This is a genomic window from Cryobacterium inferilacus, from assembly GCF_019599185.1.
Lineage (GTDB): Bacteria > Actinomycetota > Actinomycetes > Actinomycetales > Microbacteriaceae > Cryobacterium > Cryobacterium inferilacus.
Window position 1 is genome coordinate 135,971 of sequence record NZ_JAIEUL010000004.1, and the last position, 25,039, is coordinate 161,009.

The following is a 25,039-nucleotide window of genomic DNA, read 5'->3' on the forward strand; positions in this document are numbered from 1 at the left end:
GTGGCCCGCCCGTGCCCAGGTAGGCGCAGACCGAAAACCGGTCACGGTGTCGTGGCGAAGATCACGTCGACAAGGAAGCTGTCCGTCGTGGCCTGATCCGGGTACCCGTTGCCGTAGACGCCCGCTGACGGGTCCCACGACAGGAGCCCGTTGACGATCGGGGATGCCGAACCGTTCGGCAGCCGTGCGTATCGACCGGTCGAGCTGGTGACGGTGACGCGGTACTCTTCGTGGCCGGTGAGCTCGATCGCTGGGCTCACCTCCCCGGTGCGCCATCCGTCGGTGGTTTCACCGGTGAACGCGACAGTTGCGAGAAGCGTCTCGTCCGCACTCCACAGGTATCCGGTGTGAGATCCCTCGTCGTCAGCGCCCACGTAGACCCGGACGCCGGACACCGAACCATCGACGGTCGGACTGAAGCGCGCGCCGAGCTGCAGGTCCGCGTCGTCGGCGGTGCGAAGGAATGACCCGGGCAGGAACGCTCCGTACTCCTGGATGGCGGGAGTGTCGGTGGTGGAGAAGCGCCAGTCTTCGATGGCCACCCCGCCCGCGGTCAGCACGACCCTGTAGTCCGACGACCACTCCAGGGGCGCTGTCGGCGTGAAGTCGACCACGCCGGTGACCGGATCGTAGCTCGACTCACCGACCACATCGCCGGCCGGGCCTGCGACGGTGATCGCGGCCGTACTCACACCGGCCACCGTCGCCGAGACCACGGCGGTGGGGCTGACGCCTGTGGCATCGGATGCCGGGGACAGCGTATCGGCGCTCGGGGTCGCGGGAGCCGGCTCTACCGTAGGAGTCGGAGTCGGAGTCAGGCGAGGTGCGGGCGTCGGGGTGGTGATGTCCTCCGGTCTCGCAGGGGCCGTGGGCGTGGGAATCGGCGTGGGTGTGGGGGTCACTTTCGGTGTGGGTGTGGGGGTCACTTTCGGTGTGGGTGTGGGGGTCACTTTCGGTGTGGGTGTGGGGGTCACTTTCGGGGTGGGGGTGGGTGTGGGAGTGGGAGTGGCGGCGTCTGACGGCGAGGGTGTCGCAGTGTCGGTCGGAGCCGGTGCGAAGCGAGCAGCTGGCGCTCCAGCGGTGGTGAAAACGATGTCGACCAGGTAGCTGGTTGCTCGGTAGCTCGAGGCGGGCATGACGCCGCCCCCTCCGTAGCGGTATCGCCCGTTGGAGACGGTATCGGCGATGATCGGACCGTTCGTTCTCTGTGTGGCGAAGTAGTTCGCCGTGGCGGAGTATCTGCCGACGGGTGCGTAGTACGACACGATGTAGCGGGTGCCCGGTGTCAGGGTGAGCGCCGTCGGGAGGGAGGCCGTCTGCCATCCGCCGGCGGACTCCCCGGTGAACGTCACCGTTGCCAACCGGGTACCCGACGCCGACCACAACGAGCCGGTATGGGTGCCCGTGTTTCCGCTGCCCTTATAGAAGCGGATCGCGGTCACTGAACCGGGTTGGGAGACGGTGAACGCCATGCCGAGCTCGATGCCGCTGGTTCCGTCGTTGAAGGAGTTGGTTTCGGGGGTTGTCGTACCGAGCAGGGTGAACTCGGTGTCCGGCGCTGGAGCGGCGGCGGTCGTGAAGGACCATGTTCCTCCCGCAGGCGCTGTGCCCGCCACGGTCACTGTCGCCGTGTACTGGGTGGCTCCGGCGAGGGCGGTCGCCGGCGTGAAGGTGACGGTGCGCGAAGCCGTGTCGAAGGTCGATGTTCCGGCAACGTCGCCCCCGGGCCCCTGAAGCGCCAGCGTCGGGTTCTGGGCCAGGGTTCCCGCGGAGAGCACGGCCGAGACAGGCGCCGTGGAGCTCACCCCGGTCGCGGATGATGCCGGGCTCGTGGACGTCACGGTGGCCGGGGCCGGTGGCGGTGCCGCCTGGGTGCGGAACTGCACGTCGACGAAGTAGTTCGTCGCCTGGTAGGTCCCCGTCGGGAAACCGCCTCCCGACCCGTAGCGGTAGCGCCCGTTCGACGCCGTGTCGGCCGTCAGCGGGCCCTGGCTCCTGAGGATGGAGAAGTAGTTCGACGTGCTGGAGTAGCGCCCCACCGGCGCCAGATAGGAGACGACATAGCGCTCCCCCGGTGTCAGGGCGTATGGGGTGGCGAGGGTGGCCGTTTGCCATCCGGTCGCCGTTTCACCGGTGAACGTCACGGACGCGAGCTTGACACCGGCCGCCGACCACAGTGAGCCGACATGGGTTCCGGTGTTGCCCGCCCCCTTGTAGAAGCGGATTCCCGTCACAACCCCCGGTTGTGAGACGGCAAAGGCCATGCCCAGCTCTATGGCGTCGGTGTCGGAGTCGGAGGCGACGGCGGGGGTTTCATTGCCAAGGAGGGTGAACGTGCCGTCTGCGGGAACGTTCGCGGCCGTGGTGAACGACCAGGTGCCTCCGGCGGGAACGGTCCCGGCGATCGACACTGTCGCGGTGTAGGCGGTCGACCACGCGAGAGCCGCGGCCGGCGTGAACGTGATCGTGCGGGTGGACGGTGCGTAGCTCGACGTACCGGCCACCGCCCCGAGCGCCGACGACAGTCCGATCTGCGGCACCGTACCCGACGGCGGGTTGGCGGAGAGGACCGCGGTCACCAGGCTCGCCGGGGGCACCGCGGTCTGGTTTGCGGTGGGGCTGACCAGGGTGACGGACACCGGCTGGGGCGGAATCACCCCGTCGGTCACGAACACGACATCAACCAAGTAGTTCGTGGACGATGTCGACGTCGGGAATCCGCTTCCGTAGGTGTAGCGCCCGGCGTTGGGGCTCACCGACAGCGGTCCGTTCGTGAACCCCGAGGCGAACGCGCCGATCGTCGCCGAGTAATTGCCGGTCGTGGTCTGGTAGGAGACCGTGTAGTTCGATCCGGCCTGGACCGTAACGGGCTGGGTGAAGTACACGGTTTGCCACCCGCTCGCTGATTCCGCCAGGAATGTCGCGGATGCCAGTGCCTGGCCGCTGCTGCTCCACAGGGTCCCCACGTGCACGCCGGTGTTGCCGGGGCCCTTGTAGAACTTCATCCCGGCGATGGCGCCGCCGGTGCGGGCCGTGAACTGCACGCCGAGGGTGACCGGATCGTCATCCACTTGCGCGATGACCGGTGTCGTGGCGGGATCGAACAGCGAGCACGGGCACGCCGCAGCGGTCGTTGCCGTGCTGAAGGACCAGGTGGCCCCCGCGGTGATGGCTGCTCCGTTCGTGCCGAGGGCCGCCAGCTTGACGAGGTAGGAGGTGCCGACGGCCAGGGGCGCCGAGGGGGTGAACACCGCTGTGCGGGTGCTCGCGTCGTAGGTCGTACCTCCGGCGACGCCGGCGCCGGCCGCGGTCGTAACCGTGAAGGCCACCGATGAGGACACCACGTCGGCCGAGAGCCTGGCTGTGACCGTCGTGTCGGTGCGCACCGACGTCGAATCGGGTGCGGGAGATTGACCCGTAACTGTCAGGGGCGTTGTGTCGACGGCGTCGAAGAGCACATCGACGTAGTAGTTGGAGTCCCGGTAGGAGTCGTCGGGGAACGTTCCCGGTGAGCCGAAGGTGCCGGGTGCGGGGTCGGTGAAGCCGCTCGGCACGGTGATGGGTGAACTCTTCTTGGCAGAGTATGGCCAGTAATACTCGGCGATGGCGTAGCGACCCTGTGGGGCGGTGTAGGACACGACGTAATCCTGGCCCGCCGTCACGGTGACTGCCGTGCTGAAATTCGCCGTCTGCCACCCCGTCGCGGTCTCGGCGGAGAACGTCACCGTCGCGAGCCTGGTGCCGGCGCTGGTCCACAGCGAGCCGGTGTGGGTTCCCCCGTTCGCGGCGCTCTTGAAGAAGCGCACACCGGTGACGAAGCCGTTCGTTTCGGGCCGGAACCGCATACCGAGCTCGACAGCGGTCGTGTCGCCCGAGTTCTGGATAGCGGGAACCTCCTGGCCGAGAACCCCGGTCGGACCCGTCACGACGAGGTTCACGGATGCAGGCGTTGACGGGTAGTTGGCGCTGTCATCGATCGCCCTGGCCCGGATACCCGCAGAGCCGAGGCCCGTCTGGTAGTAGCTGAACGACCACGACGTGGTGCCGGTGGCCATCCGCCAGGTGGCGCCGCCATCGGTGGAGACCTCGACCCCGGCCACGACGCCGCCGACATCCGAGGCCGTGCCGGTCACGGTCACGCGGGTGCCTGCGGCAATGGTGGAATTCGTCACCGGTGAGGTCACCTGGGCGGAGGGAGCGGTGGTGTCTGTGCTTTTTTGCGCCGGGTCAAGTCCGGACATGAGGGTGGACGGCTGGGCGCCCATGTCGGCGAGGAGGTTCACCTGCGCCTGCTGCATGTCGGGGTCGGCCGGGGCGCCGTTACCGTCATGGGTGGCGTCGAGACCCCAGGCCCACTGCACGCTTCCAGCCGAGAACACGAGCGCTCCGCTGGGAGCCTTGTACAGGGTCGTATTGTGCGTTGTCGAGCCGGGCACGACCGTGTTCCCGTAGTCGACGAGGTATTCGGGGGTGGGGCCGACAGTTGTCGACAGATGGATGAGGCCGGCCGGCCGGAATCCGTTGTCGATGTCTTCCTCGGACTCGTAGCCCACAGTGTGGGGTGCCAGCGCCGCCGTCGTTCCCGGTGCCAGGGCGGTGAGCGCGGTGTTCCGCCACGTCCTGCGCTTGCCCTCCTGGGCGGAGACGGTGACGGGCAGGTCACTGAAATTCGCCTGGTACATTGTGCCGGTCAGGGCGTTCTCTGGCAGTCCGCCTCCGGCCTGCTGCGACGCGAACCGGGGGTCCCGCCAGGTACCCGTCCATTCCGGTGACGGGTCGACTTTGGCGTTGCTCCACGTCTCCTTGTAGGAAACCAGGGTGCGATAGTTCGTGGACGTCCCGCCCGCCGCTGACGGCTCGTACCTGGTGCGCCAATACCCGGTGTTCCCGGTCAGGAACTGGAGGTTGACCCCGGCATCGCGGGCGGCGAAAAGATTGGCCCGCTGCGCGCCGGACCAGTACTCGTCATGGCCGACGGAGAGAATCACCTCGTGGTTGGCCAGGAGGGAACCGAATCGGTCGGTGTCGACCCCGCTGAAGTAGCTGACGTCATAGCCGTTCCGCTCCATGAAGCGCACCTGGGCGTACTCGCTGCTGAAGTAGAAGTCCCGTTTGGTCACACCCTCCCGGGTTGCGAACGGCCGGTTGTAGCTGATCTTGTATGCCCGCCCGTTGTCCGCCCCCTGGTAGAAATTGGAGCCACCGTACGAGTTGTACGCCTGCCAGGTGGGGTCGGAGGTCTGAAACAGCACGTCCGACTGTGAGGTCTGGTCACGCACGATGAAGATGATGTGGCTCTCGCCGCCGGTGTCTGCTCGGCGCAGCAGCGCAACGTAGACGCCGGAGACCGCGTCGTCCGGAACCAGCCAGCTCGCCGAGACGCCCCAGTTGCCGCAGTCGTAGAGTTCGGTGGCCAGGTCTGACAGGCACTCGGGCTGGTTCTGCGGCAGGGTGGCCGAAGGCGTGACGGACGCCACCTTGCGTGCTCCCAGGCCCTGGTACCAGCCGGTGCGGTAGATGTCGATGCTGTAGTTCGCGGCGTTGGTGTCGATCTTGAAGCCGATAGTTTCGCCGTTCTCAACGGAGATGTCGGTGCCGAAACCCTGAATGCTGGGGTCGCCGGCGCCGCTGATCTGCCAGGTGTTGGGGTTCGTTCCAGGTTTGGCATTTTCGCAGGCGACCGGGTTCACCGCCGCTCGGCATCCGCTCGCCGCATCCGCAGCGCCGGGCGAGGCACTGAGCCCGGTGAAGACCATGGCGGCAATAAGGGCGACGGCAACAGCGACGCGGCTTCGGCGCCAGGCCGGTTGACCGTGACTCTGGGTGTTCTGATGTGCCGCCATCGTTGTGTCCCGCCGCTAACGTCGTGTGCTGGCGAGAAGGTCACACAACCTAGGGCACAAGTCATGCGGCTCGCATTCGGATAATGAGAATGTATGAGCATTCCTCAATTCAAACCAGTCCCCGCACACCCCCCAATCGGGTCACGCCGACCACCCCCGAAGTGGCCACATCGGACGAATGCGAATGAGGATACGGTCGCCACAGGACCAGTGAGGCATCGCCCCGGAAGGAACACCCTCTTGGATGTAGTCGACGTCGCCGCGGTGGTCGTCACGTACAACAGCACCCGACACGTGGGCGCACTTCTCGACAGTCTTCCCGACGCGTTCGGAAACCTGACCTATTCGGTTGTGGTGGTCGACAATGGGTCGACCGACGGCACGCCGGACCTGTTGGCTGATCGATCGGACTGCGATGTCGTCCAGGCCTCGAATGACGGGTACGCGGCCGGTATCAATCGTGCCGTGCGTGCGTCACCCCAAGCTCCGGCGATCCTCATCCTCAACCCCGATGCAACGCTCGACCCCGACGCCGTGCCACAGATGCTCACGGTTCTCCGACGACGGCCCGGCGCCGGCCTGGTCGCACCGCGCGTGCGCGAGGAAGACGGAAGCCTCTCCCCCACGCTGCGGCGTGGGCCGACGCTCGGCCGCGTCGGCGGGTTGAGCTTCACCCGCCTGCCGGTGTTCGCCGAGCGCATCGAGATTCCGGGCGAGTACGAGACCGAACATGAGGTCGACTGGGCCGTTGGCGCGATCCTCCTCGTCGACCGTCGGTGCTTCGATGCTTTGGACGGCCTCGATGAGTCCTATTTCCTGTACTCGGAGGAGACCGATTTCAGTCTTAGGGCTCGCGACGCGGGCTGGACCACCGTCTACACCCCGAGCGCGGGTGCCATGCATGTCGGCGGAGGGTCCGGTGAAAGCGCGACGACCCACACGATGCAGATGCTCAACCGGGTCCGTATTTATCGTCGTCGCACGGGTGACCTTCGAGCGTGGCTCTACTTCGGCATGACGATACTCGTCGAGGTCCGCCGTGCCGTCCTCGGCGACCGCAAGTCCTGGACGACCGTGCGCGCGCTGTTGCGGCCCTCGTTGCGCCCCCCACAGCTAGGCGCGAGCACCGGGTACCTTCCCGGGTAGGGGGCTCAACGCATCCGTTTGGCCCCGGTCGCGAGCAGGTTGCGCACATCCCGGACGCCCAGGCGGTGTGTGATCACCGACCGAATCGATGCCACGGTGTCCCCTGCGGTCACGCTGTACCGTGCCTGAAGCCAGGCGTTCGGTCGCGCGGGGAGCCGATCACTCGTGTACACAGTTTGGTAGCCCGTCCGCCGGAGTCGTCCCAGCAATTGGCGGTCGTACTGGCCGAGAGGGAGGGCCGCCTCCTCGATCGTTCCGTTGCTGGCCTCTGCAAGGGCCGTGCGGGCATCGACCAGCTCCCGGCGAGCCTCCTGCTCGTCAAGCCCGCGCAGCGGAGCGTGTGTCCAGCCGTGGCTGCCGATCACCATGCCGCCCTTGCGCAGGTCACGGAGGTCGGACGCTGCGAGGCTGGCCGGGTCATCCAGCCGCCCGGCGAGCGCGAAGAATGAGGCGCGTAGGCCGCGCTCTCGCAAGGCGGGAAAGGCGACGTCGACGTCTGACCGGTTGCCATCGTCGAAGCTGAGTCGCACCTTGGGGCTCTCGCGCGCCTCGTCCAGGATGCGGAGGAAGCGTTCCTCGGTCACCCAATAGCGGGCCTCTCCTACCTCCCGCTCGCGCTCGATGGTTCCGATGCCGTGGAAGCAGAGATTGATGATCATGCCGATGCACCGTTCGTCGCCGAAGGCCGCGTCCGACGCGTGCTCTCGTCACGCCCCCACCCGGCACCCGGCTTCGCCGTTCGCCGCGCGAGCAGGCCGGCGATCACGGTGATCACCACGTACGGAACGGCGGCAGGCAGCAGCCGGGGGTTGGGCAGCACGACGTCACGCAACCAGCTCCAGCGGTCTGCGGGCCGGACTCGGACACCGATCCGTCCACCCATCGCGCCTGCCCGCATCTGGGCGTTGCCCCGCCGCACGCGAACCAGCCGGCGCACCAGATCTACCGTCGCGAACGGTGCGGCGACCACGACCACAACGCTGCTCTCTTCGACCTTCTCCGCAGTGGTGAACAGGGCGTCCAGGAACAGGTCGTCGGCGATCATGTCCGGGAAGGCGTCGAACCGGGCGCGCCCTTCTGCAGACAGGGCGATCATCCCCCGTCCGAACAACCCGGTCCGGAAAGCCGGCAACCGCTCGTGGATCGACAAATATGCCCGGACTGACCAAGGCCGTCCTGCCGTATCCAGACGCCGCCGGGGCACCACGGCTTGCGCGTGAGAGGTTTCGGCGAAACGGGCGAGGACCGCGGCGAGTCCACCACGCGGAACGATGATGTCGGCATCGAGGTAAATCCTGGGGAACCCGCTGGCCGCCCGGTCACCGGCGTTGAGCGCCGCGGCCTTGCCCGGCTCCTGGCGATCAATCACCACGACGCCGGGGCGAGTAGCCCTCTCCACCGTGCGGTCGGTGCAGCCGTTGGCACTCACGATGACTTCGATGGGCACGGGCGTCTCCTGGCTGAGCAATGCGTCGAGACTCCTGGAAATCACGTGTTCCTCGTTGTGGGCGGAGATCACGATGCTCAGCATGGGGGTCCTTTCGGTGGGAGACTGCGAGACGGCCTGAGCGCCTGTGCCGGCACAATACCCCGCTGCGCCCGACTCGTGTGCCGTACTATCGGCTCATGGATCGGGAGAAAGTGGTTGTCCGCCCCACCGGGGAAAACGATGCCAACGCGGTCTCGCTCTTTCTGCACCAGCACCTCAACTCACGGGTGAGCGCCGAGGCGTGGCACGGCGTCCTTTCTCCACCCTGGTATGCGGAATCACCCAATCTCGGCTACCACCTCGTCGTGGGCGGCAGGATCGTCGGGGTCTATGCGGCGGTGTACTCCGAACGTGTCCTCGACGGGACAGTGCACAGGTTCTGCAATCTCGCAGCGTTCTGCGTTCTCGAGGACTATCGCGCGCACAGCGTCCGCCTACTGCGGGCGATCCTCGCCCAGAAGGGCTTCGAGTTCACCGACTTCTCGCCGAGCGGAAATGTCGTAGCAGTGAACGAGAGGCTCGGCTTCACCGCACTCGACACCACGACCAGAGTGGTCCCCAACCTGCCCAGCCTTCCGCGCCGTGGCCTCACGGTTTCAGCCGAACCCTCCGTCGTGGCGGGGGTCCTGACCGGCACGGACGCCCGGGTCTACCGTGATCATCTGGGCGCACCGGCCGCTCACCACATAGTGGTGATCAGAGACGGCGGCTACTCCTACCTCGTCGTGCGGAAGGACCGCCGCAAACGCCTTCCGCTCTTCTCCTCACCGCTGTATGTCGGCGGGAGCCGGGCATTGCTGCAGTCGGCGTGGCCACAGGTCGGCTCGCATCTGCTCCTCCGCCAGGGGACTGTGGCGACCCTGGCGGAGCGTCGGGTACTCGGCTTCGTGCCGGGCCTCGGTATCGACATGACACGTCCTCGGGCCAAGATGTTCCGCGGCACGGCGGTACCGGGTGACGCCATCGACTACCTCTACAGCGAACTGACGCTGCTCGAGTGGTGACGACCAGACGCCGCACTGGCCTTGCGCGAACGGAGACGGGAATCCCGTCTCCATCGCGCAAGGCCAGTGCGGCTCGGTTACAGCCCAGTGCCGGCTAGCCTGCGGGTACTGACTTACCGTCCTCCCAGCGGTTGCCTTGCCACTGGTTCCCCGCACCCGACGGGTCGAAAGCAGTCACCGGCCCGTAGAAGCCGCACTTCTGGTGCAGGGACTTGCCGAAGGTGTTGTCCAGGAACCGGACGTTCGAGGATGGCCGGGCGGCATTGCCCTTGGCCTCACCGCCGGCGTAGACGCAGTATCCGCCTCCGTTGAAGAGGTTTCCCTGCACCAGGGTGTTCGTGAACGCCCCCCACTGGTTCAGGAAGGAGAGGGACGCCGTGAAGTTGGCATCCGGCCCGGCGTCCAGACGGTTGTTGAGGATGTTGTAGTTCGACCCTCCCAGGCTCAGAATGGCCTGGTTGTGCGAGCCGCCCGACACGGCGATGTCGTGGATCCAGGAGTTCTTGACCGTCACGTTGTTGTCCATCATGGCGCCATCGCCCCACCCGTGAATGTCACAGGCGTCACAACTGAAATTGGCGAACCCGATAGCGGGGTACTTGGTCGCGTACCCTGGGCCCGGCCCGACGATCTCCGTGCGCTGCACCTGAAGCCCGGTGTATGGCGGGCGAATTGCAATCCGGCCATCGACGACGGAGTTGCGGATGGTGACATTGTTGGCCCGGATCATGATGTCGCCGGAGAACTTGTAGCCGTCGTAGACGGCGCCATTCGTCGTGATCGTGACTCCACCAGACGGCTTCAGCGTGGTGCCGGCAGGCGGGCCGGTGGTGCTTGCGTCCGGGAAAGCTCCGGGTGCTGGGACAGGTGACGGCGCCGTGGTGGGCTGCGGTGCCGGAGCGACTGCGGTGGGGGCGAACTCGACGTCGACCCAGTACATGCTGTTTCGGTAGGTCCCGGTGGGCACCTGCGATGTCGCCCCGTACCTGAAGACGCCGGCCCCGGCCGCGATGGCCAGATCGGGTGAGAGCGACTTGCCTGTGTAGTTCTGGGTGGCCGCGTACCGTCCCTTCGGGGCCTGGTACGAGACCGTGTAGGTCTGACCGGCTTTCAACGCGACCGCTCGGTCGAATTTGGCTGACTGCCAGCCGGAACCGGAGGCAGTGGAGAAGGTCGCCCCGGCGAGCTTTGCGCCCTGCGCGCTCCACAGCGTTCCGGTGTGAGTCCCGCCGGCATCCTGGGTCTTCCAGAATCGCATGGCAGTCGCCGTTCCGTTCGAGCGCGCCGTGAAGCGAGTCCCGACCTCCACAGCCTGGCTATCCGTGTGCTGCACGAGGGAGGACGGCGTCGAGGTGCCGAAGATCGTGCTGGTGGCGGCACCCGCGGGGCTGACTGCCCACTGGCTGGCCGCCAGTAGAAGCGCAAGCAGCATCGACAGTACGACCGCGATGCGGCCGCGGGGTGACAAGCTGCGGGGCGTGCTGGCGATTTGGCTCGCCGGACCTCCTAGGGGGTACATATGTGTTTCCTAAATCTTGTGTCGAACACGAAAAGTGTTCGGCCATGGATTGTGTGTGTTACCCCCGTTCGGGGCACAGGCACAACCTTAAGCACGGCGCATCCCGCTACGTCAAGCGAAACCGTCGTTTGCCGTCGGACGCACGCGGCTAGGCTGCCGCGAGTTTTGCAGCCACATATCCAGTCAAGCTGCCCACAGTCTCGAATATGTCTGCGCCGAATTCATCGTCGTCAACGGTGATGTCAAAACGGTCCTCGATGGACGCCACAAGACTGACGACGCCGAACGAGTCGAGTTCCGGCAGGGCACCGAAGAGGGCGGTCTCCTCCCGCAAATCCTCCGGTCGTTGACGCAACTCGAGCGACTCAATCAGTACGGTGCGCACAGCGTTCAGGGTGTCGGTGTTCAGGGTGTCGGTCATCATTACTCCTTGTGGTTGGACGGGTGGAGCGACGAGAAAGGTCCCACGCTCAGACGAGAATCTCCGGCGGTGCGGGATGCCCGAGGAAAGCGGTCGGGCTGGCCGTGAGTCCGTAGGCCCCGGCCTGAAAGATCACGATGAGGTCATCGACGTCGGCGGGGGGAAGCTCGACGTCCTTTGCCAGCACGTCGAGCGGAGTGCACAGGCATCCCACGACAGTGACAGCACCGCCGGGTGCACCGTCGATGCGGTTTCCGACAGTCACCGGATAGTTGCGGCGGATGGCCTGACCGAAGTTGCCGGAGGCAGCAAGCTGGTGGTGCATTCCGCCGTCGACGACCAGGAAGGTCGTGCCGCGGGACACCTTTCGATCGACGACCCTGGTGACGTACACCCCACACTCCCCGACGAGGTATCGACCGAGTTCCAGTACCGGGCGCGCCTCGGGCATTCGTTCGACGATCGGTCCTTCCACCAGCTCCAGCAGCGTCGCTCCGACACGCTCGAGATCGAGCGGCCGGTCTCGCTCGACGTACGGTATTCCGAAGCCACCACCCAAGTTGAGGTACCGCAGAGGGGAGATGAGGTGCTCGGCGAGGTCGCTGACCACGTCGACGGTGCGCCGCTGTGCCTCTGCGAGGATGTCGGCGTCCAGGTTCTGTGAGCCCGCGAACACGTGAAATCCGAGAACGTCCGCGCCGGCCGTGGCATATTCGCGCAGCAGCGCGGGTACAAGCTCAGCGTCGATTCCGAACTGTTGCGGTCCGCCCCCCATCCGCATTCCCGATCCCTTCACCGCGAAGTCAGGGTTCACCCGCACGGCGACCGTCGGCTCCAGTCCGAGATCGTCGCCGGCGGCGAGTACCCGGCGAAACTCGGTGGCCGACTCGACCTCGACGAGTATTCCGGCAGCGACGGCCTGCCGAATTTCCGCGGCCGTCTTGCCCGGACCGGCGAAACTGATCCGGTCTGCACCGACGGACGTATCCAGGGCCGTTTGCATTTCGAGCCCCGAGGCAACGTCCAGCCGGTCCACCCGGCGTGCCAGATGTTGCACAACCGCGGGCATCGGATTCGCCTTCATCGCAAAACTCAGCTCCACCCTGTCTGGCAGCACCGCTCGGAGCCGATCGACGCGTTGGTCGAGCAGGCCGCGGTCGTAGGCGAAGAACGGCGTCGACCCTACCCGGGCCGCCAGCCTGGAGAGGGGCAGGCCACCGAGCCTGAGCTCACCGTTCGTGCTGCCGAAAGTCGCTGCGTGCTCATGCGGCTTCATCGGGCACCTCCTCCGCGAGGTCGGAGAGAAGCCGGTGGCGGTCATACTTGCCGTTCGGAGAACGGTGCAGTTCGTCACGGAGGACGATACGCGATGGCACCATGTAGAGCGGCAATGCTCGTTTCAGGGCTGCCATCAGCACGTCGATGTCGAGCGCGGCAGCGCCGGACGTGACGAGCAGGACGATCCTCTGCCCTCGAGCCGGGTCCTCCACCCCGAGGGCGACCGCGTCTCGTACGAGACCGGTCGCGTGAGCTGCTTCCTCGATCTCGCTCGGGCTCACCCGATACCCGGACGTCTTGATCATGTCGTCGCTGCGACCCACAAAATAGAGGAAGCCCTCTTCGTCGGCGACGACGGTGTCTCCGGACCAGACCGCCCGCTCGGGTGCCCGCCACTCCTGCTCGAGATGGCGCACAGGCCGATACCGTTCATCCGTGCGGACGGGGTCATTCCAGTACCCGAGGGCCACGAGAGCGCCACGGTGCACGAGTTCTCCGTGCTCTCCAGGCGCACACGGCGTTCCGTCCGGACGGAGGACGAGGATTTCCGCGTTCGGGATAGCTTTGCCTATCGAGTCCGGACGCCGATCGACCTCGGATGGATCCAGGTAGGTCGAACGGAACGCTTCAGTGAGGCCGTACATAAGGAAGGGAGCGGCAGTGGGGAACGTCGTGCGGAGTCGGTCGAGGGTCGCCCGGGGCATCCGTCCTCCTGTGTTCGCCCAGTACCGCATTCGCTGTGTGGCGGCCTTCGGCCAGTTCAGGTCTGCCAGCGCCAGCCACAATGGCGGCACGCAGGTGAGACCGGTGACGCCGTGTTTGGCGCAGAGTTGGGGGACCTCCCGCGGCAACAGGTAATTCATGAGGACGCACTGCGCACCGACGGAAAATGCCGTGGTCACCTGGCTCAGGCCGGCGTCGAAACTGAGCGGCAGAACGCTGAGGATGACGTCCGAACTCGTGTTCTCCAGGTAGGTGCTCACGCTTTCAGCCCCGACGATCAGGTTTCGGTGGCTCAGCACGACGCCTTTCGGCGGGCCGGTACTCCCCGAGGTGTACAGGATCGCCGCGGGGTCGATGTCAATCGTCGGCGCCCGGAGCGGGTGTCCCGCAGCGGTCTGTCCCGCCGCCCAGCTGTGGACCTGCCAGGTCGTGTCTGACTCATGGACAGTGTCATCCACCGTGATCACCTGCGTCACCTGCGTATCTGGCAACGCCTCAGCGAGTTGAACGAGCCGATCAGAGGACGTGACCAGAACCCGCGCACCGCTATCGCGCAGAATGTGGCCGACCTGTGCCGGCTTGAGCACGTGGTTGATCGGGACGAACACACCCCCGGCGGCGGACACGGCGAAGATCGACGCCACCGTTTCCAGCCGTTTCTCCAGGTAGATCGCTACCCGATCGCCCGGTTCCAGGCCCAGCGCGAGCAATTGCGCTGCCGCGGATCTGGACATCTGCCAGGTCGCCGAGTAGCTGAGCGTGGTGTCACCATACGTCAGCGCCGGGGCATCCGGGGTGGTGGTGGCCGCCTGACTGAGCAGGTGATGGAGGCTGGTTCTGGCGGGCATCATCGTCTCGCTCCATTCAATTCGTGCGCTGCGATGCCGAAGGAAACGATCAAACTCCTCGGCATCGTTGAGGTCGACATAGAGACGCCCCTCGGGGTCCCGGTCGGCGTTCAGCCCGTCGTCGGGGTTGGTCAGGCGCAGAGGCCGCTGCGCGAGTCCGGACAGGCCGTCGTACACCGACAGGTACGCCTCGGCCTGGGGCCGCCAATCGAGAAGCGTCTCAACCCTGGTGCGGGCACGCCTGCCCAGTGTCGCTCGCAGTGCCGGGTCGTCGATCAGAGATTCGACCGCATCAGCGAACCCCGCGATATCTCCGGACGGCACATACAACAAGGCGTCTGCGCCGGAGACGCGGGTCTCGACCAGGTCGAAGGAGACGGCGGGCAGTCCATACGCCATGTACTCCATGGTCTTGTTCATCGTCGACACGTCGTTGAGTGGCGTCTTCAGGTCGGGGCACAACCCGATGTCTGCCCGACTGAGGTGCTCGGCGATTGCGACCTTGTCCACCCTGCCGGTGAAGGTCACGTGGTCGTCGAGTCCCATCGCTGTCGATTGTCTGATCAGGTCTTCCAGGCAATCCCCGAATCCGAGGAGTGTGACGGTGATGTTCGTTCGCCCTCTGCGGTGCACGAGCTCGTCGACGACCAGCAGAACCTGATCGACCCCGTCCTGGGGTCCCATGATTCCGAGGTACACCAGGTTGATCTCGCCGGCGGCCCGAGGATGGTCGGGGTAGATCGGGCGCATGCGACGGGTGTCAGGGCCACTGCGCACCACGGTCACCTCGGAGGGGCGGCGTCCGCCGCGCTTCACTGCGATCGCCTTGTAGGACTCGTTCGTCGAGATCACCCGATCCGCGCTGCGGAACGTGGCGCGTTCCAACCAGACCAACCCGCGGTACTCCAGGGTCTTGAGCAGGCCGCGCGCCTCACCGAACCGCGAGATGAACAGTTCGGGGTTCAGGTCGTGGTGGTCGAAGACGAAGGCAACCTTGAGTGGCCGCCAGAACAGGGCCAACAGCCAATAGCTGTCGGGGGGATTGCAGGCCTGGATGATGTCAAAGCGTCCCTTCCGGCGGACAGACAGCGTCAGCCACGCGGTACGCAACCAGCTGTAGGCGAACTCGCGAACGAACCCGAGCGTGCCGTCAGCCTCAGGCGCGGGCTTGTACTTGTAGATATCCACCCCGTCAAGGTGTTGGCGCGCGGGGTCCCCCGGCCCTTTGGGGCAGATCACGCTCACCCGGTACCCGTGCTCGATCAGGGCCTGGCACTCCAGCCACACCCGTCGATCCAGCGGTACGGGAAGGTTCTCGACGATGATGAGCACGTGCGGGGACTGGGCGGGTGCTGCCTTCATGCGCCCATCACCTCCTCGACGATGATGCGGACAACGGCGTCTTGGGTCGGTTTCCACGACCGTCCGATGACGGAGGCAGCGGCCTCCGCTGCGCGGCCATCGGGGTCATCGGCGGCGACAGCGGCGCTGAGCGCCTCCGCTAGCGCCGCAGCAGTCGGCTCGGCCCAGCTGACGTGGGGGTTGGGCAACGTGCGGCGCGCGAGGGGGAAGTCGTTGACGATCGGGATATTTCCCGCAGCCAACATCTCCTCAGCGACAAGCGTGACGTTGGTGAACGACATCGCAAGTCCGGCGATGGTCCGCCCGTACAGATCGTTCAAGGCGGATGTCGGCAATCGGCCGTGGAAGGTGACGGGAATTCTCAGTCCTCGTGGTGCGGCTCCGTACACGTGAATCTCCTGCTCGGGATGTCGTTGGTGAAATAACGTGAGCGCGATACAGGCCAGTTGGTAACCTCGCCGCGGGGTGTCGGGTCGGGAATAGAAGACGATTCCGCTCCGCACGGTGTCCGCAGGAGGCAGGTGATAGACGGCTGCGTCGCATCCGAACGGCACGACGTCACTGGGCAACCCGGTCTGCTCTCGAAGCATCCCGTGGAGAGTCTCGCCCAGGGCGATGCGACGAAACGGCAGCCGGTAGGTCATGGCGGCGAGGGCGTACTCGGCACCATGACCGTAGAAGAACGGTTCATAATCCTGGATGAAGTACAGCCGTCGTAGAGGAGCTGTCGCGTACTTGACGATCACGTGCGCGGTTTCCCACGACGTGGCGACGACTGCATCCACGCCAGCGATGCCAGCTCGCGCATCCCGCACGTCGGCGTGGACGAGCGGCCAGTTCTCGCGGACGACCGCACGTAAGCGCGCGACGTCGAGGTCGTGCTTGTCATAGAGGAAGAGCACACACTGGTGTCCCGCGGCCTCCAGCGACTCGATGATCCGGAACACGGTGGTGTGGCCACCCGACCCAGCGGCCGGCGGTGTCGTCACCCACCCGATGCGGAGCGGGCGTCCCGGCTCTGGACGCGCAGAGGGCACGGGGAGATCGATCGGAACATCGACCAGGAGGTCATCCAAGTCGAGATTGAAGGATAGATCTGCCGCGCCCGTTCGTTCATAGGCACGCTGCGCGATACGTTGCGCGATGCCGGACGACCCAACGGCGAACGCTCTGCGGGTCTTCCCGAGAAGTGCTGCACCTCGGCTCATGTTGTGACCGTCCCTTTCATTTCACCATCGGACAACCGACCCGGTCGGGTCGTACCTCGTGGGGGACGGCGCTGAGCCGCATCCCTCAACACCTGCGCGTGCTCGCTGATCATGACGGCGACACCGTCAGCCGCGGGCTGCGATGCGGGGCTCTCGACCCGTTCCCGCCGCACGGTGCCGACGACGGATCGGATGGCGTCGCCGAGTTCGGGTGAGTTGGATTGGTGTCTCGCCCTCCGGCGCGCACGTTCAACGCGGGTGTCGGTCACCCCGGACGCTTCACCCGTCGCATTGGAGATGAGAATCGATCGGCCTGGATCGCGCTCAACGAGTTCTCTCGCCCCTCCGACGTCGCTCAGAACCAGCGGGAGCCCCGTCGTCCACGCTTCCGTCGCGGCAACAGGCCATCCCTCGAAGAACGAGTTGAGCAAGAACGCATCTGCGCCGGCCAGCAATGTGGGCGGGTCTGAGGCAGCGAGAAAATGTACCCGATCCGCAGAACGACTGGCGCGTCGAATAGCGTCGGATCTGTGGAATTCGACCCAGTCGGACGGTTCGCCCGCAACCACGAGCTGCGCCGGCACGCCGGCCGACACGCAGGCCAGGAACGACGCCACTGTGCCGGCGATGTTCTTCTGCGCGTCATAGCGGGCCAGGCACAGGAAGATGACATCGTCGTTGAAACGACAGTCGAGCGCCGTTTCCAGGATTTCGCGGGACGCCTGGCGCCGGTGCTGGTCTGGAGCGGGCTGGCCAGGAGCGGCGTTGGGAACCACCACGACTCGCGAGTGAAGCACGCCTGGCAGGTGCTCCAGATGGAAGCTGCGCACCAAGTCGCTGACGGCAATCGAGAACTCCGACCGCCAGAGCAGTTCTGCCACCCGTTGCCACCTGGCCCGAGAAAAGTGGATCTCGGTGTTGTGCAGCACAACAACGAGGGGGACCTGGCTCGTCGACGCGGCGACTTCGAGGAAGGACGGTGCGCTGTGAAGCTGGATCACGTGTGGACGAAGTTCGTCGAACACCGCGCGAGCGGAGGCCAGGTCGGAGACGGGACGCACGTCGATGCCCAGTCCACGGAGACGTTGCACACGTATTCCTTCGCCGAAACAGACGACCGTCGGAGTGATGCCCCGCGCCGGAAGCCTCGTGGCAAGCACCTCCACGACAGAACCGATTCCTCCGGTGTCCAGTGCGTCCACCGCGAGGACGCAGCTGAGAGTTCCCGGACGAGTGACGTGTGTGGCGACGGCAGTAGCCGTGTCGGGACCATCTGCACGAACGGCAGGGAGCGTCGTGCGCAGCACGCCTCTGGTGAGCCGGTGCACATAGCCGTACCGGATACGAGGTGGCAGCAGTCCGGTCGCCCCCGTGACGATACCGAACAGCACGGCGCTCAGACGAGCGACCACCACACGAGCCGACCTCGATGACGCGGTCATGATTGCTCTCGCAGCCGGGCGAGGAAGGGCACCCGTGAACTGAACCCGAACCGGCTCACGATGCGTAACGCTTCCCGGATAGCGGGCCGGGCCATGAGCAGGGTGATACCGGCGTGCACGGCGAACATCACGAACCCGATCACGATGAGCGAGAGCCACGGCGACAGCGCATCGGTCCAGATCCGTGCCGCCCATCCAGCCGCCCCCATACAACTGACGACGACGGCGAGATAGACGAACGGACGTGCAATCGTCCACGGCGTCGTCGTGAGTGCACGTGCGACCAGGAACCAGCGAACCACCGTGGCGACCGCTGCAACGCAGAGAAACCCCACGGCGACGGCGACAAGTCCCCATCTCACCGTGAACAGCGTGGTCGCGAAGGTCAGCAGATCTATGATCAGGGCGTACACGAACCAGGTGCCAGGTCTGCCCAGCCCGTAGAACAAACCGTGATCCAGCCACGCACCGACGGAGAGCGTGCCGGCGAGCGCGAGGACCTGGGCAATCTGATAGCTCTGCTCCCACCCCTCGCCGAAGACGATCGGAATCAGCAGAGGTGCTGTGACCGCGACCGTGGTGAGCGGCAGGGACAGCGCAGCATACGTGACGCTCAGAGCCCGACCATACGCGTCACGCAGCCGCGACGCGGAATCCCGGATCTTGGCGAACGCGACATTGGTGACGGGGACTATCGCGCTTCCCGTGAGGTCTTGCACGATTTGCACGAGCCTCTGCGCGATGTTCATGTATCCGAGTGCTGCGAGGCCGAGAGTTGCAGAGATGACAGCGGCCTCTCCCCACGCGCGCAGCAGCGCCACACACTCCACGCCCAGGACCTTCCCGCCGAACCGGGCCATCCGGTGGAAGTCCACTCTCGAGAATTGCCACGTCGGACGCCACGTGACCGTCCACCAGGCCAGAGCGGTCGAGATCACAGCGGCCACCAGCGATTGGGCGACGAGGGCCCACACGCCGAACCCGGACAGCGCCACAATGATCGCAACGATTTGCGCGATGATGGCTGCCGTCGCGCCCTGGGCCGCTATCGTCGCGAATCGCATGTCGCGCCGCATCAAGGCCATCGGGACGGACCCGACCGCGGTGAGTACGACCCAGAGCGACAACACCTGCAGGACCGGAACAACACCGGCGGCCCCGAATATCGCGCCGAGCAGCGGTGACGCCAGATACACGCATCCGCACAACAGGATTCCTGCCAGCATCGAGAACCAGAATGCGGTACTCAACATGCGCCGATCGACCTTCTCGACCTGAACGATGTATGCCGCGAATCCGAGATCCGCCAGCAGGAAGAAGAACGGCAAGACCGTCGAAGCCGCGGCCACCGTACCGAAGTCTGCCGGCGTGAGCAGCCGGGTGAGTACCGCAATCGTCACGAACCCGAACACCCGGATAGTCCACTTCTGGACTGTCAACCAGAGGATGCCCGAGGCAGCATGGCGTCCGACGTCGCTCCGGGCGCTCGGGTTGATCGACGCCTCGAGTCGCTGAGCCGCGGTCTCTGGCGTATCGATGCCCTCCGCGCGGGTTGCCCTCTTGCCCGCATCGACCATCAGACTCCCACCTCGGCTGCCGGCGGCAGACGCAGGGCGTGACGGGTCATTCGAGCCGCTTTCGCCCCCAGCATCCGCCCCTCGAAGGGAAGGTCGGCGATCCAGTCCCTGCGGGTGTACTCGCCCTGGACAGACCTGTAGAAGTGGCTGAGGCGACGGGCCATGGACTCGAGGGCGAAACGCTCCTCGGCGAACGCCCGCCCGAACCGGCCGAGTTCCATGCGTCGCTCTGGGTCCGCGAGGAGGGGCGTGATTATGGCCGCCAGGCGCGCTGCGGCATCGGGGACCGCGTCCGGACTCCAGAAACTGGATCGTGCGAGAGTCTCGGCCGAGGACGGTTCGAAAAGTGAGGACCATCCGGCTTCACCCTGCACCACCAGTGGCTTCGCGAAGGCCAACGCCCTGGCGGCGGAACCGCCCATCCCGAGCACGATGTCCGCTGCGGCGTAGGCGGGCCGGGGGTCCGCTGCCGGGCCAAGCAGCCGGATCACGCTCCTGCCGACATCCGCGTTCACCGATTCTGCTCTGCGCTGGATCGCTGCCACATTGTCGCCGGTGCCGACAATCACCAGGGCAGCACCCGCTGAGGCGAGCACTCGCATGGAGTCGATCGCGGCGAGCGCTGGCACTGTCTTCATGCTGGTATCGAGCCGGCTGACTATGACCAGGAGCGGTCCATCCTCGATCCCCTGACCGGTGCGGAACTGCCTGCCGACCTGCGCGTCTGGATGATTCTCGGTCAGGTCCACTGGCGGGCTGATGAGAATGGTGCGACCGGGACGAGCACGCTGTTCGTCTCGTTGATAGCCCGTTCCCACGATCATCGGCATGTGCCGGAAAATCTGCGTCGACACGCTCATCTCGTACACCGTCTGCACCCACGGCAATCGCGCGAACCTGGACGGCCCCCAGTATGTGGGCCGCGCCCCTCCGCCCCATGACCCATAGACGTGTACGAGGTCGACCAGGTGACGATTGGCGATCGCGGTCATCTGGTGCGCCCGGGCCAGGATGGTCGGCGCAGGATCGTAGAGGCAGATTTCCAGGTCGCGTGCTGCCGCGATCTCGATGAGGGACGGCCCATCCGGAATGGTGTCGCGGGAGCCGACCAGGATCGAGGTGATCCCCTCGGTACGCATCTGGGCGGCGAGGTCGACCGCGTTGATCTGGGTGCCACCCAGCTCAAGGGCGTTGAGGTGCACCAACACGGTCAGCGGCGAGTCCTCGGTCACGGTGTTGCCCCGCTTGCGGCCTCGGCCAGGGCCGAGCTCGTGACGGCACGTGTGACCGCGGCTGCGACGAGCGACTGCTGCTCTGGCGTCAGGTGCGGGAACATCGGCAACGAGAGGATCCGATCGGCCGCCGCTTCGGCGACCGGGAACCGGCCGACCGGATAGCCCGGGTCGGCGTACGCGGTCGTCAGGTGCAGGGGGGTCGGATAGTGGATGGCCGCGCCGATCCCCGCATCCCCGAGCCCCGTCAGCACCCGGTCGCGGTCGTCGACCTGGATGACGTAGAGGTGCCAGACGTCTGCGTTGCCTGCCCGGCTGGTGGGTAGACGCACGCCGGGTATGTCGGCGAGAAGTTCCGCGTAGCGAGCGGCGGCGAGCCGACGGGCGGCATTCCAGCCGTCGAGGCGGCGCAGCTTGGCCCTGAGTACGGCGGCCTGCACCGCGTCGAGGCGGGAGTTCACGCCCGCCCGGTCGTGCACATACTTCACGGTGCTGCCGTGGCTGCCGAAGTTGCGCACGAACTCGGCTATCGCCGGGTCGGCGGTGAGCACGGCGCCGGCATCGCCGGCGGCACCGAGGTTCTTGCCCGGGTAGAAGCTCGTCGCGGCCACGTGGCCCAGCGCCCCGGCAGAGCCGAGGGTCGATGACGCCCCCTGGGATTGTGCGGCGTCCTCCACGACCACCAGTCCGTGCCGTGCCGCCAGCGGGAGGAGGGCCTCCATCGGCGCGGTCTGACCGTAGAGGTGCACGGGCACGAGCGCCCTGGTACGCGGGCTGATCGCCGCCTCGACGGCAGCAGGGTCGATGAGCAGGCACTCGGGGTCGACGTCGACGAAGACCGGCACCGCACCGATACGCGTGACCGCCTCGGCCGTGGCGATGAAGGTGTTGACCGGGATGATGACCTCGTCGCCTGGGCGGATGCCCACGGCGCGGAGGGCGATTTCGACGGCGTCGGTGCCGTTGGCCACGCCGACGCAGTGCGGGACGCCGATGTACGCGGCGTACTCCCGCTCGAACGCGGAGACCTCCGGCCCGCCGATGAACGCGGCGGAGGCAAACTGCGCCTGCCAGACGGGCAGTACCTCGTCGGCGATCTCGGCCTGTTGGGCGGCCACATTCAGGAAGGGGACGGTCATGACGCCGCCACCTCCAACCGGCGGGCCGGCACGCCGACCCAGGTTTGTCCAGACGGCAGTTCGCGGGTCAGCACCGCGCCCATTCCCAGGACCGCCCGTTTTCCGACCCTGATGCCTTCCCGCACGCTCGCGTTCATGCCCAGGTACGCGCCTTCCCCGATCCAGGCGTGTCCGCCGAGCGCGACTCCGGCGCAGAGGGTGGCGAACGACTCGATCAGGCCGTCGTGCGTCAGCGTGGCGTTGGGCATCACGACGACGTGCCGGCCGAGCTCGACGTTCGTGGTCAGGACGACACCGGCGAGCAGGATGCTTCCGGCGCCGACGGTGCAGTCCACCGGCACCACCACGCTGGGGTCGACCACGCTCACGTAGTCGGCCTTCGTTCGGCCCTTCGCGGCGAGCTTGGCCGCGATCGCCGCGCGCACGGACCCTCGCCCGGCGCAGATCAGCAGGTGCGCCTGCGCATGCTCGTCCACGTGGTCTGTTCCACCGAGGACCGGCAGTCCGTCGAGTGTTCTGCCCCACAGGCTGGCGTTGTCGTCCAGGAAGCCGATCACGCGGTGCTCGCCGGAACGTCGAAGCACGGCCAGAGCCTCCCTCGCCAGCCCGCTCGCCGCGACCAACAGGACCTCAGCCATGTCGCACCACCGCGAGGGGAGCCAGCAGTGCGTCGATCACGGTGGCCTGATCGGCAGCGTCGAGCTGGTGATACAGCGGCAGGATCAGGGTGTTCGCAGTGAGTGACTCGGTCACCGGCAACGGGGAACGCACCGAGGGGCTCCCGACGTAGGCCGGCTGGAGGTGGGCGGCCATGATGCCGCGTCGAGCGGACACCGACGCTTCCGCCAGGTGGAGCAGCAGGGCCTCCCGGTTGAGGGGGTAGTCCACGCCGACCTCGACCCAGTAGGACTGGAAGTTCGACGTGCCCCAGCCGGGGTCTCCGACCGGGCGCAGGCCTCCGACCCCGGCCAACGCCGCGGTGTAACCGGCCGCAATCTCCCGGCGCCGGCGAACGATCTCCGGCAGCCGGCCCAGCTGCACGATGCCCACCGCAGCCTGCAGGTCGGTCATCCGATAGTTGAATCCGATTTCCGCGTAGCTTTCCGGCGGTGCCAGAATGCTCGTCTGCCGGTCAGCGGCCGACACGCTCATGGCGTGCTCCCGCAGTCGTCTGGCGCGCTCTGCCCAGCCAGCGTTCGAGGTGGTCAGCATGCCGCCCTCCCCCGTGGTCAGCAGCTTCCGCGGGTGGAACGACCACGCCGCGAGCACGGCGCCCGCACCGACGGGACGGCCCCGATAGGTCGAGCCGGCGCCGCAGGCCGCGTCCTCGATCACCACGATGCCCAACGGATCGCACAGCGTGCGAATCGCCCCGAAATCGACAGGGACACCGCCCTGGTCCACGATGATGACGGCACGGGTGCGGTGGGTGATCGCGGCGGCCACTCCCTCGGCCGTGACGCATCCCGTCACCGGGTCGACGTCGATGAAGACCGGCAGCGCGCCGACGTAGGTCGGTGCGTTGGCCGTGGCGATGAAGGAGAACGACGGGACGATGACCTCGTTTCCGTCACCCACTCCGGCGACGACCAGAGCAAGGTGCAGGGCGGTGGTGCAGTTCGATGTCGCGACGGCGTGGTCTGCCTGCATCGCCACGGCGAACTCCCGCTCGAACTGCGCGACCCTCGGCCCCTGGGCCACCCAGCCGGACTCGATCACCTCGGTCAGCGCGTGGATCTCGTCCGCTCCCAGCCACGGCTTCATCACGTTGATGCGGGTCATGACGCCACGCTCAACCGACCGGCGGCGATCTCGTCGCGCTGCGGCTGCCACCAGTCGACCAGAGATCGTAGGCCCTCGTGTAGCCCGACGCCGGCCTCGAAGCCGAGGTCTACGCGGGCGGCTCGGGTGTCGGCCCAGCGCCTGGCCACTCCATTGACCGCGCGGTCCGGCCCGTGCTCCACCGACAGGTCGGAGCCCATCACCGCCAGGAGCGCCTCGGCGAGCTCCAGCAGGGTCGTTTCGGTTCCGCTGGCCACGTTGTACACGCCGTCGGTTCGGTCGCCTGCTGCGGCCAGGAGGTTGGCCCTGGCCACATCGGCGGTGTAGACGAAGTCCATGGTCTGCTGCCCGTCGCCGAAGATCAGCGGTGGCTTCCCGTCGGCGATCCGCTCCATCCAGCGCACCAGCACCTCGGTGTACAGGCCGTGCACGTCCATCCGCGGTCCGTAGACATTGAAATAGCGCAGGGCCACATAGTCGAGGCCGTGCATGGCCCGGAAGCTGCGCAGCAGGCCTTCATTGAAGGACTTGGCGGCACCGTACAGGGTGTCGTTGTTGTGGTGGTGGTGACCTTCCGGTGTGGGAAAGCTCTCGGCCAGACCGTAGACCGAGGCGCTGGAGGCAGCCACGATCTTGCCCACTCCGTGCTGCACCGCCGCCTCGACCACGTTGAAGGTTCCGTCGACGAGCACCTCGAGGGCCAGCCGGGGCTCCTCGGCGCACTGGGTGATCCGGATCGCGGCCTGATGGAAGACCAGATCCTTGCCGCGGGTCACGTCCTGCACGACAGCGCGGTCGCGGATGTCCCCCACGACGAGGGAGACGCGTCCGGACCCGAGGGCGGCGGCGAGGTTGGCCGGCCGACCGCGCACGAGGTTGTCGAGCACGTCGACGTGTGCCACGCCGGCGTCGAGGAGCTGGTCGACGATGGTCGATCCGATCGTGCCTGCACCGCCGGTGACCAGCACATCGGCACCGATGAAGGACGTCATGGGCAATGGATTCATGTGCTGCTCCCAGAGTGTG

Annotated in this window: 17 protein-coding genes; 2 read left to right on the forward strand and 15 right to left on the reverse strand. The window is 66.5% G+C overall.

The features are described from left to right. Window positions 1-41: 41 nt before the first annotated feature. Window positions 42-5,843 (reverse strand): DUF4082 domain-containing protein, encoded by a 5,802-nt coding sequence (locus K2F54_RS19425; protein ID WP_220604864.1) that lies wholly within the window; start codon window positions 5,841-5,843, stop codon window positions 42-44. A 93-nt stretch (window positions 5,844-5,936) separates the two neighbouring features. Between K2F54_RS19425 and K2F54_RS05595 the strand changes: the two genes are divergently transcribed. After that, window positions 5,937-6,989, forward strand: a complete 1,053-nt coding sequence (locus K2F54_RS05595) for a glycosyltransferase family 2 protein (RefSeq protein ID WP_255576732.1) — start codon at window positions 5,937-5,939, stop codon at window positions 6,987-6,989. Between the two features lie 5 nt (window positions 6,990-6,994). Here the strand turns inward: K2F54_RS05595 and K2F54_RS05600 are convergent, their stop codons facing one another. Beyond that, on the reverse strand, window positions 6,995-7,648 hold the full coding sequence (locus K2F54_RS05600) for a polysaccharide deacetylase family protein (protein WP_220604866.1): 654 nt from the start codon (window positions 7,646-7,648) through the stop codon (window positions 6,995-6,997). Further along, window positions 7,645-8,520, reverse strand: coding sequence for a glycosyltransferase (locus tag K2F54_RS05605; RefSeq protein ID WP_220604867.1), 876 nt, complete (start codon window positions 8,518-8,520; stop codon window positions 7,645-7,647). Before K2F54_RS05605 ends, K2F54_RS05600 begins: the two co-directional genes overlap by 4 nt. Window positions 8,521-8,615: 95 nt before the next feature. On the opposite strand from K2F54_RS05605, the gene K2F54_RS05610 reads away from it, so the two are divergent. Beyond that, window positions 8,616-9,482 (forward strand): hypothetical protein, encoded by an 867-nt coding sequence (locus K2F54_RS05610; RefSeq protein WP_220604868.1) that lies wholly within the window; start codon window positions 8,616-8,618, stop codon window positions 9,480-9,482. Between the two features lie 94 nt (window positions 9,483-9,576). Here K2F54_RS05610 and K2F54_RS05615 read toward each other — a convergent pair whose 3' ends face one another. From K2F54_RS05615 to K2F54_RS05675, 12 genes are all read right to left on the reverse strand, one after another. Then, window positions 9,577-11,001 (reverse strand): DUF4082 domain-containing protein, encoded by a 1,425-nt coding sequence (locus tag K2F54_RS05615; RefSeq protein ID WP_220604869.1) that lies wholly within the window; start codon window positions 10,999-11,001, stop codon window positions 9,577-9,579. 148 nt (window positions 11,002-11,149) lie between these two features. Continuing rightward, window positions 11,150-11,422 carry an acyl carrier protein gene (locus tag K2F54_RS05620; protein WP_220604870.1) on the reverse strand — a complete coding sequence of 91 codons (273 nt, stop codon included), beginning with the start codon at window positions 11,420-11,422 and terminating at the stop codon, window positions 11,150-11,152. A gap of 49 nt (window positions 11,423-11,471) precedes the next feature. Further along, on the reverse strand, window positions 11,472-12,698 hold the full coding sequence (locus tag K2F54_RS05625; protein WP_220604871.1) for a pyridoxal-dependent decarboxylase, exosortase A system-associated: 1,227 nt from the start codon (window positions 12,696-12,698) through the stop codon (window positions 11,472-11,474). Continuing rightward, window positions 12,685-15,633: an acyl-CoA ligase (AMP-forming), exosortase A system-associated gene (locus tag K2F54_RS19060; RefSeq protein WP_255576733.1), complete on the reverse strand. Its 2,949-nt coding sequence runs from the start codon at window positions 15,631-15,633 to the stop codon at window positions 12,685-12,687. Before K2F54_RS19060 ends, K2F54_RS05625 begins: the two co-directional genes overlap by 14 nt. Further along, a complete protein-coding gene (locus K2F54_RS05640; protein ID WP_220604872.1) occupies window positions 15,630-16,841 on the reverse strand; it encodes a rhamnosyltransferase WsaF family glycosyltransferase in 1,212 nt (403 codons plus the stop codon). Before K2F54_RS05640 ends, K2F54_RS19060 begins: the two co-directional genes overlap by 4 nt. Next, on the reverse strand, window positions 16,838-18,232 hold the full coding sequence (locus K2F54_RS05645) for a glycosyltransferase family 4 protein (RefSeq protein WP_220604873.1): 1,395 nt from the start codon (window positions 18,230-18,232) through the stop codon (window positions 16,838-16,840). The genes K2F54_RS05640 and K2F54_RS05645 overlap by 4 nt, the downstream gene beginning before the upstream one ends. Window positions 18,233-18,279: 47 nt before the next feature. Further along, entirely contained in the window at window positions 18,280-19,860 is a 1,581-nt protein-coding gene (locus K2F54_RS05650; RefSeq protein WP_220604874.1) for a lipopolysaccharide biosynthesis protein, read from the reverse strand. After that, window positions 19,860-21,092, reverse strand: coding sequence for a glycosyltransferase family 4 protein (locus tag K2F54_RS05655; protein ID WP_220604875.1), 1,233 nt, complete (start codon window positions 21,090-21,092; stop codon window positions 19,860-19,862). Before K2F54_RS05655 ends, K2F54_RS05650 begins: the two co-directional genes overlap by 1 nt. Continuing rightward, a complete protein-coding gene (locus tag K2F54_RS05660) occupies window positions 21,089-22,231 on the reverse strand; it encodes a DegT/DnrJ/EryC1/StrS family aminotransferase (protein ID WP_220604876.1) in 1,143 nt (380 codons plus the stop codon). The genes K2F54_RS05655 and K2F54_RS05660 overlap by 4 nt, the downstream gene beginning before the upstream one ends. After that, on the reverse strand, window positions 22,228-22,869 hold the full coding sequence (locus K2F54_RS05665; protein ID WP_220604877.1) for a NeuD/PglB/VioB family sugar acetyltransferase: 642 nt from the start codon (window positions 22,867-22,869) through the stop codon (window positions 22,228-22,230). The genes K2F54_RS05660 and K2F54_RS05665 overlap by 4 nt, the downstream gene beginning before the upstream one ends. Further along, on the reverse strand, window positions 22,862-24,013 hold the full coding sequence (locus tag K2F54_RS05670; protein WP_255576734.1) for a DegT/DnrJ/EryC1/StrS family aminotransferase: 1,152 nt from the start codon (window positions 24,011-24,013) through the stop codon (window positions 22,862-22,864). Before K2F54_RS05670 ends, K2F54_RS05665 begins: the two co-directional genes overlap by 8 nt. Further along, on the reverse strand, window positions 24,010-25,005 hold the full coding sequence (locus K2F54_RS05675) for an NAD-dependent epimerase/dehydratase family protein (protein WP_220604878.1): 996 nt from the start codon (window positions 25,003-25,005) through the stop codon (window positions 24,010-24,012). Before K2F54_RS05675 ends, K2F54_RS05670 begins: the two co-directional genes overlap by 4 nt. Window positions 25,006-25,039 lie beyond the last annotated feature (34 nt).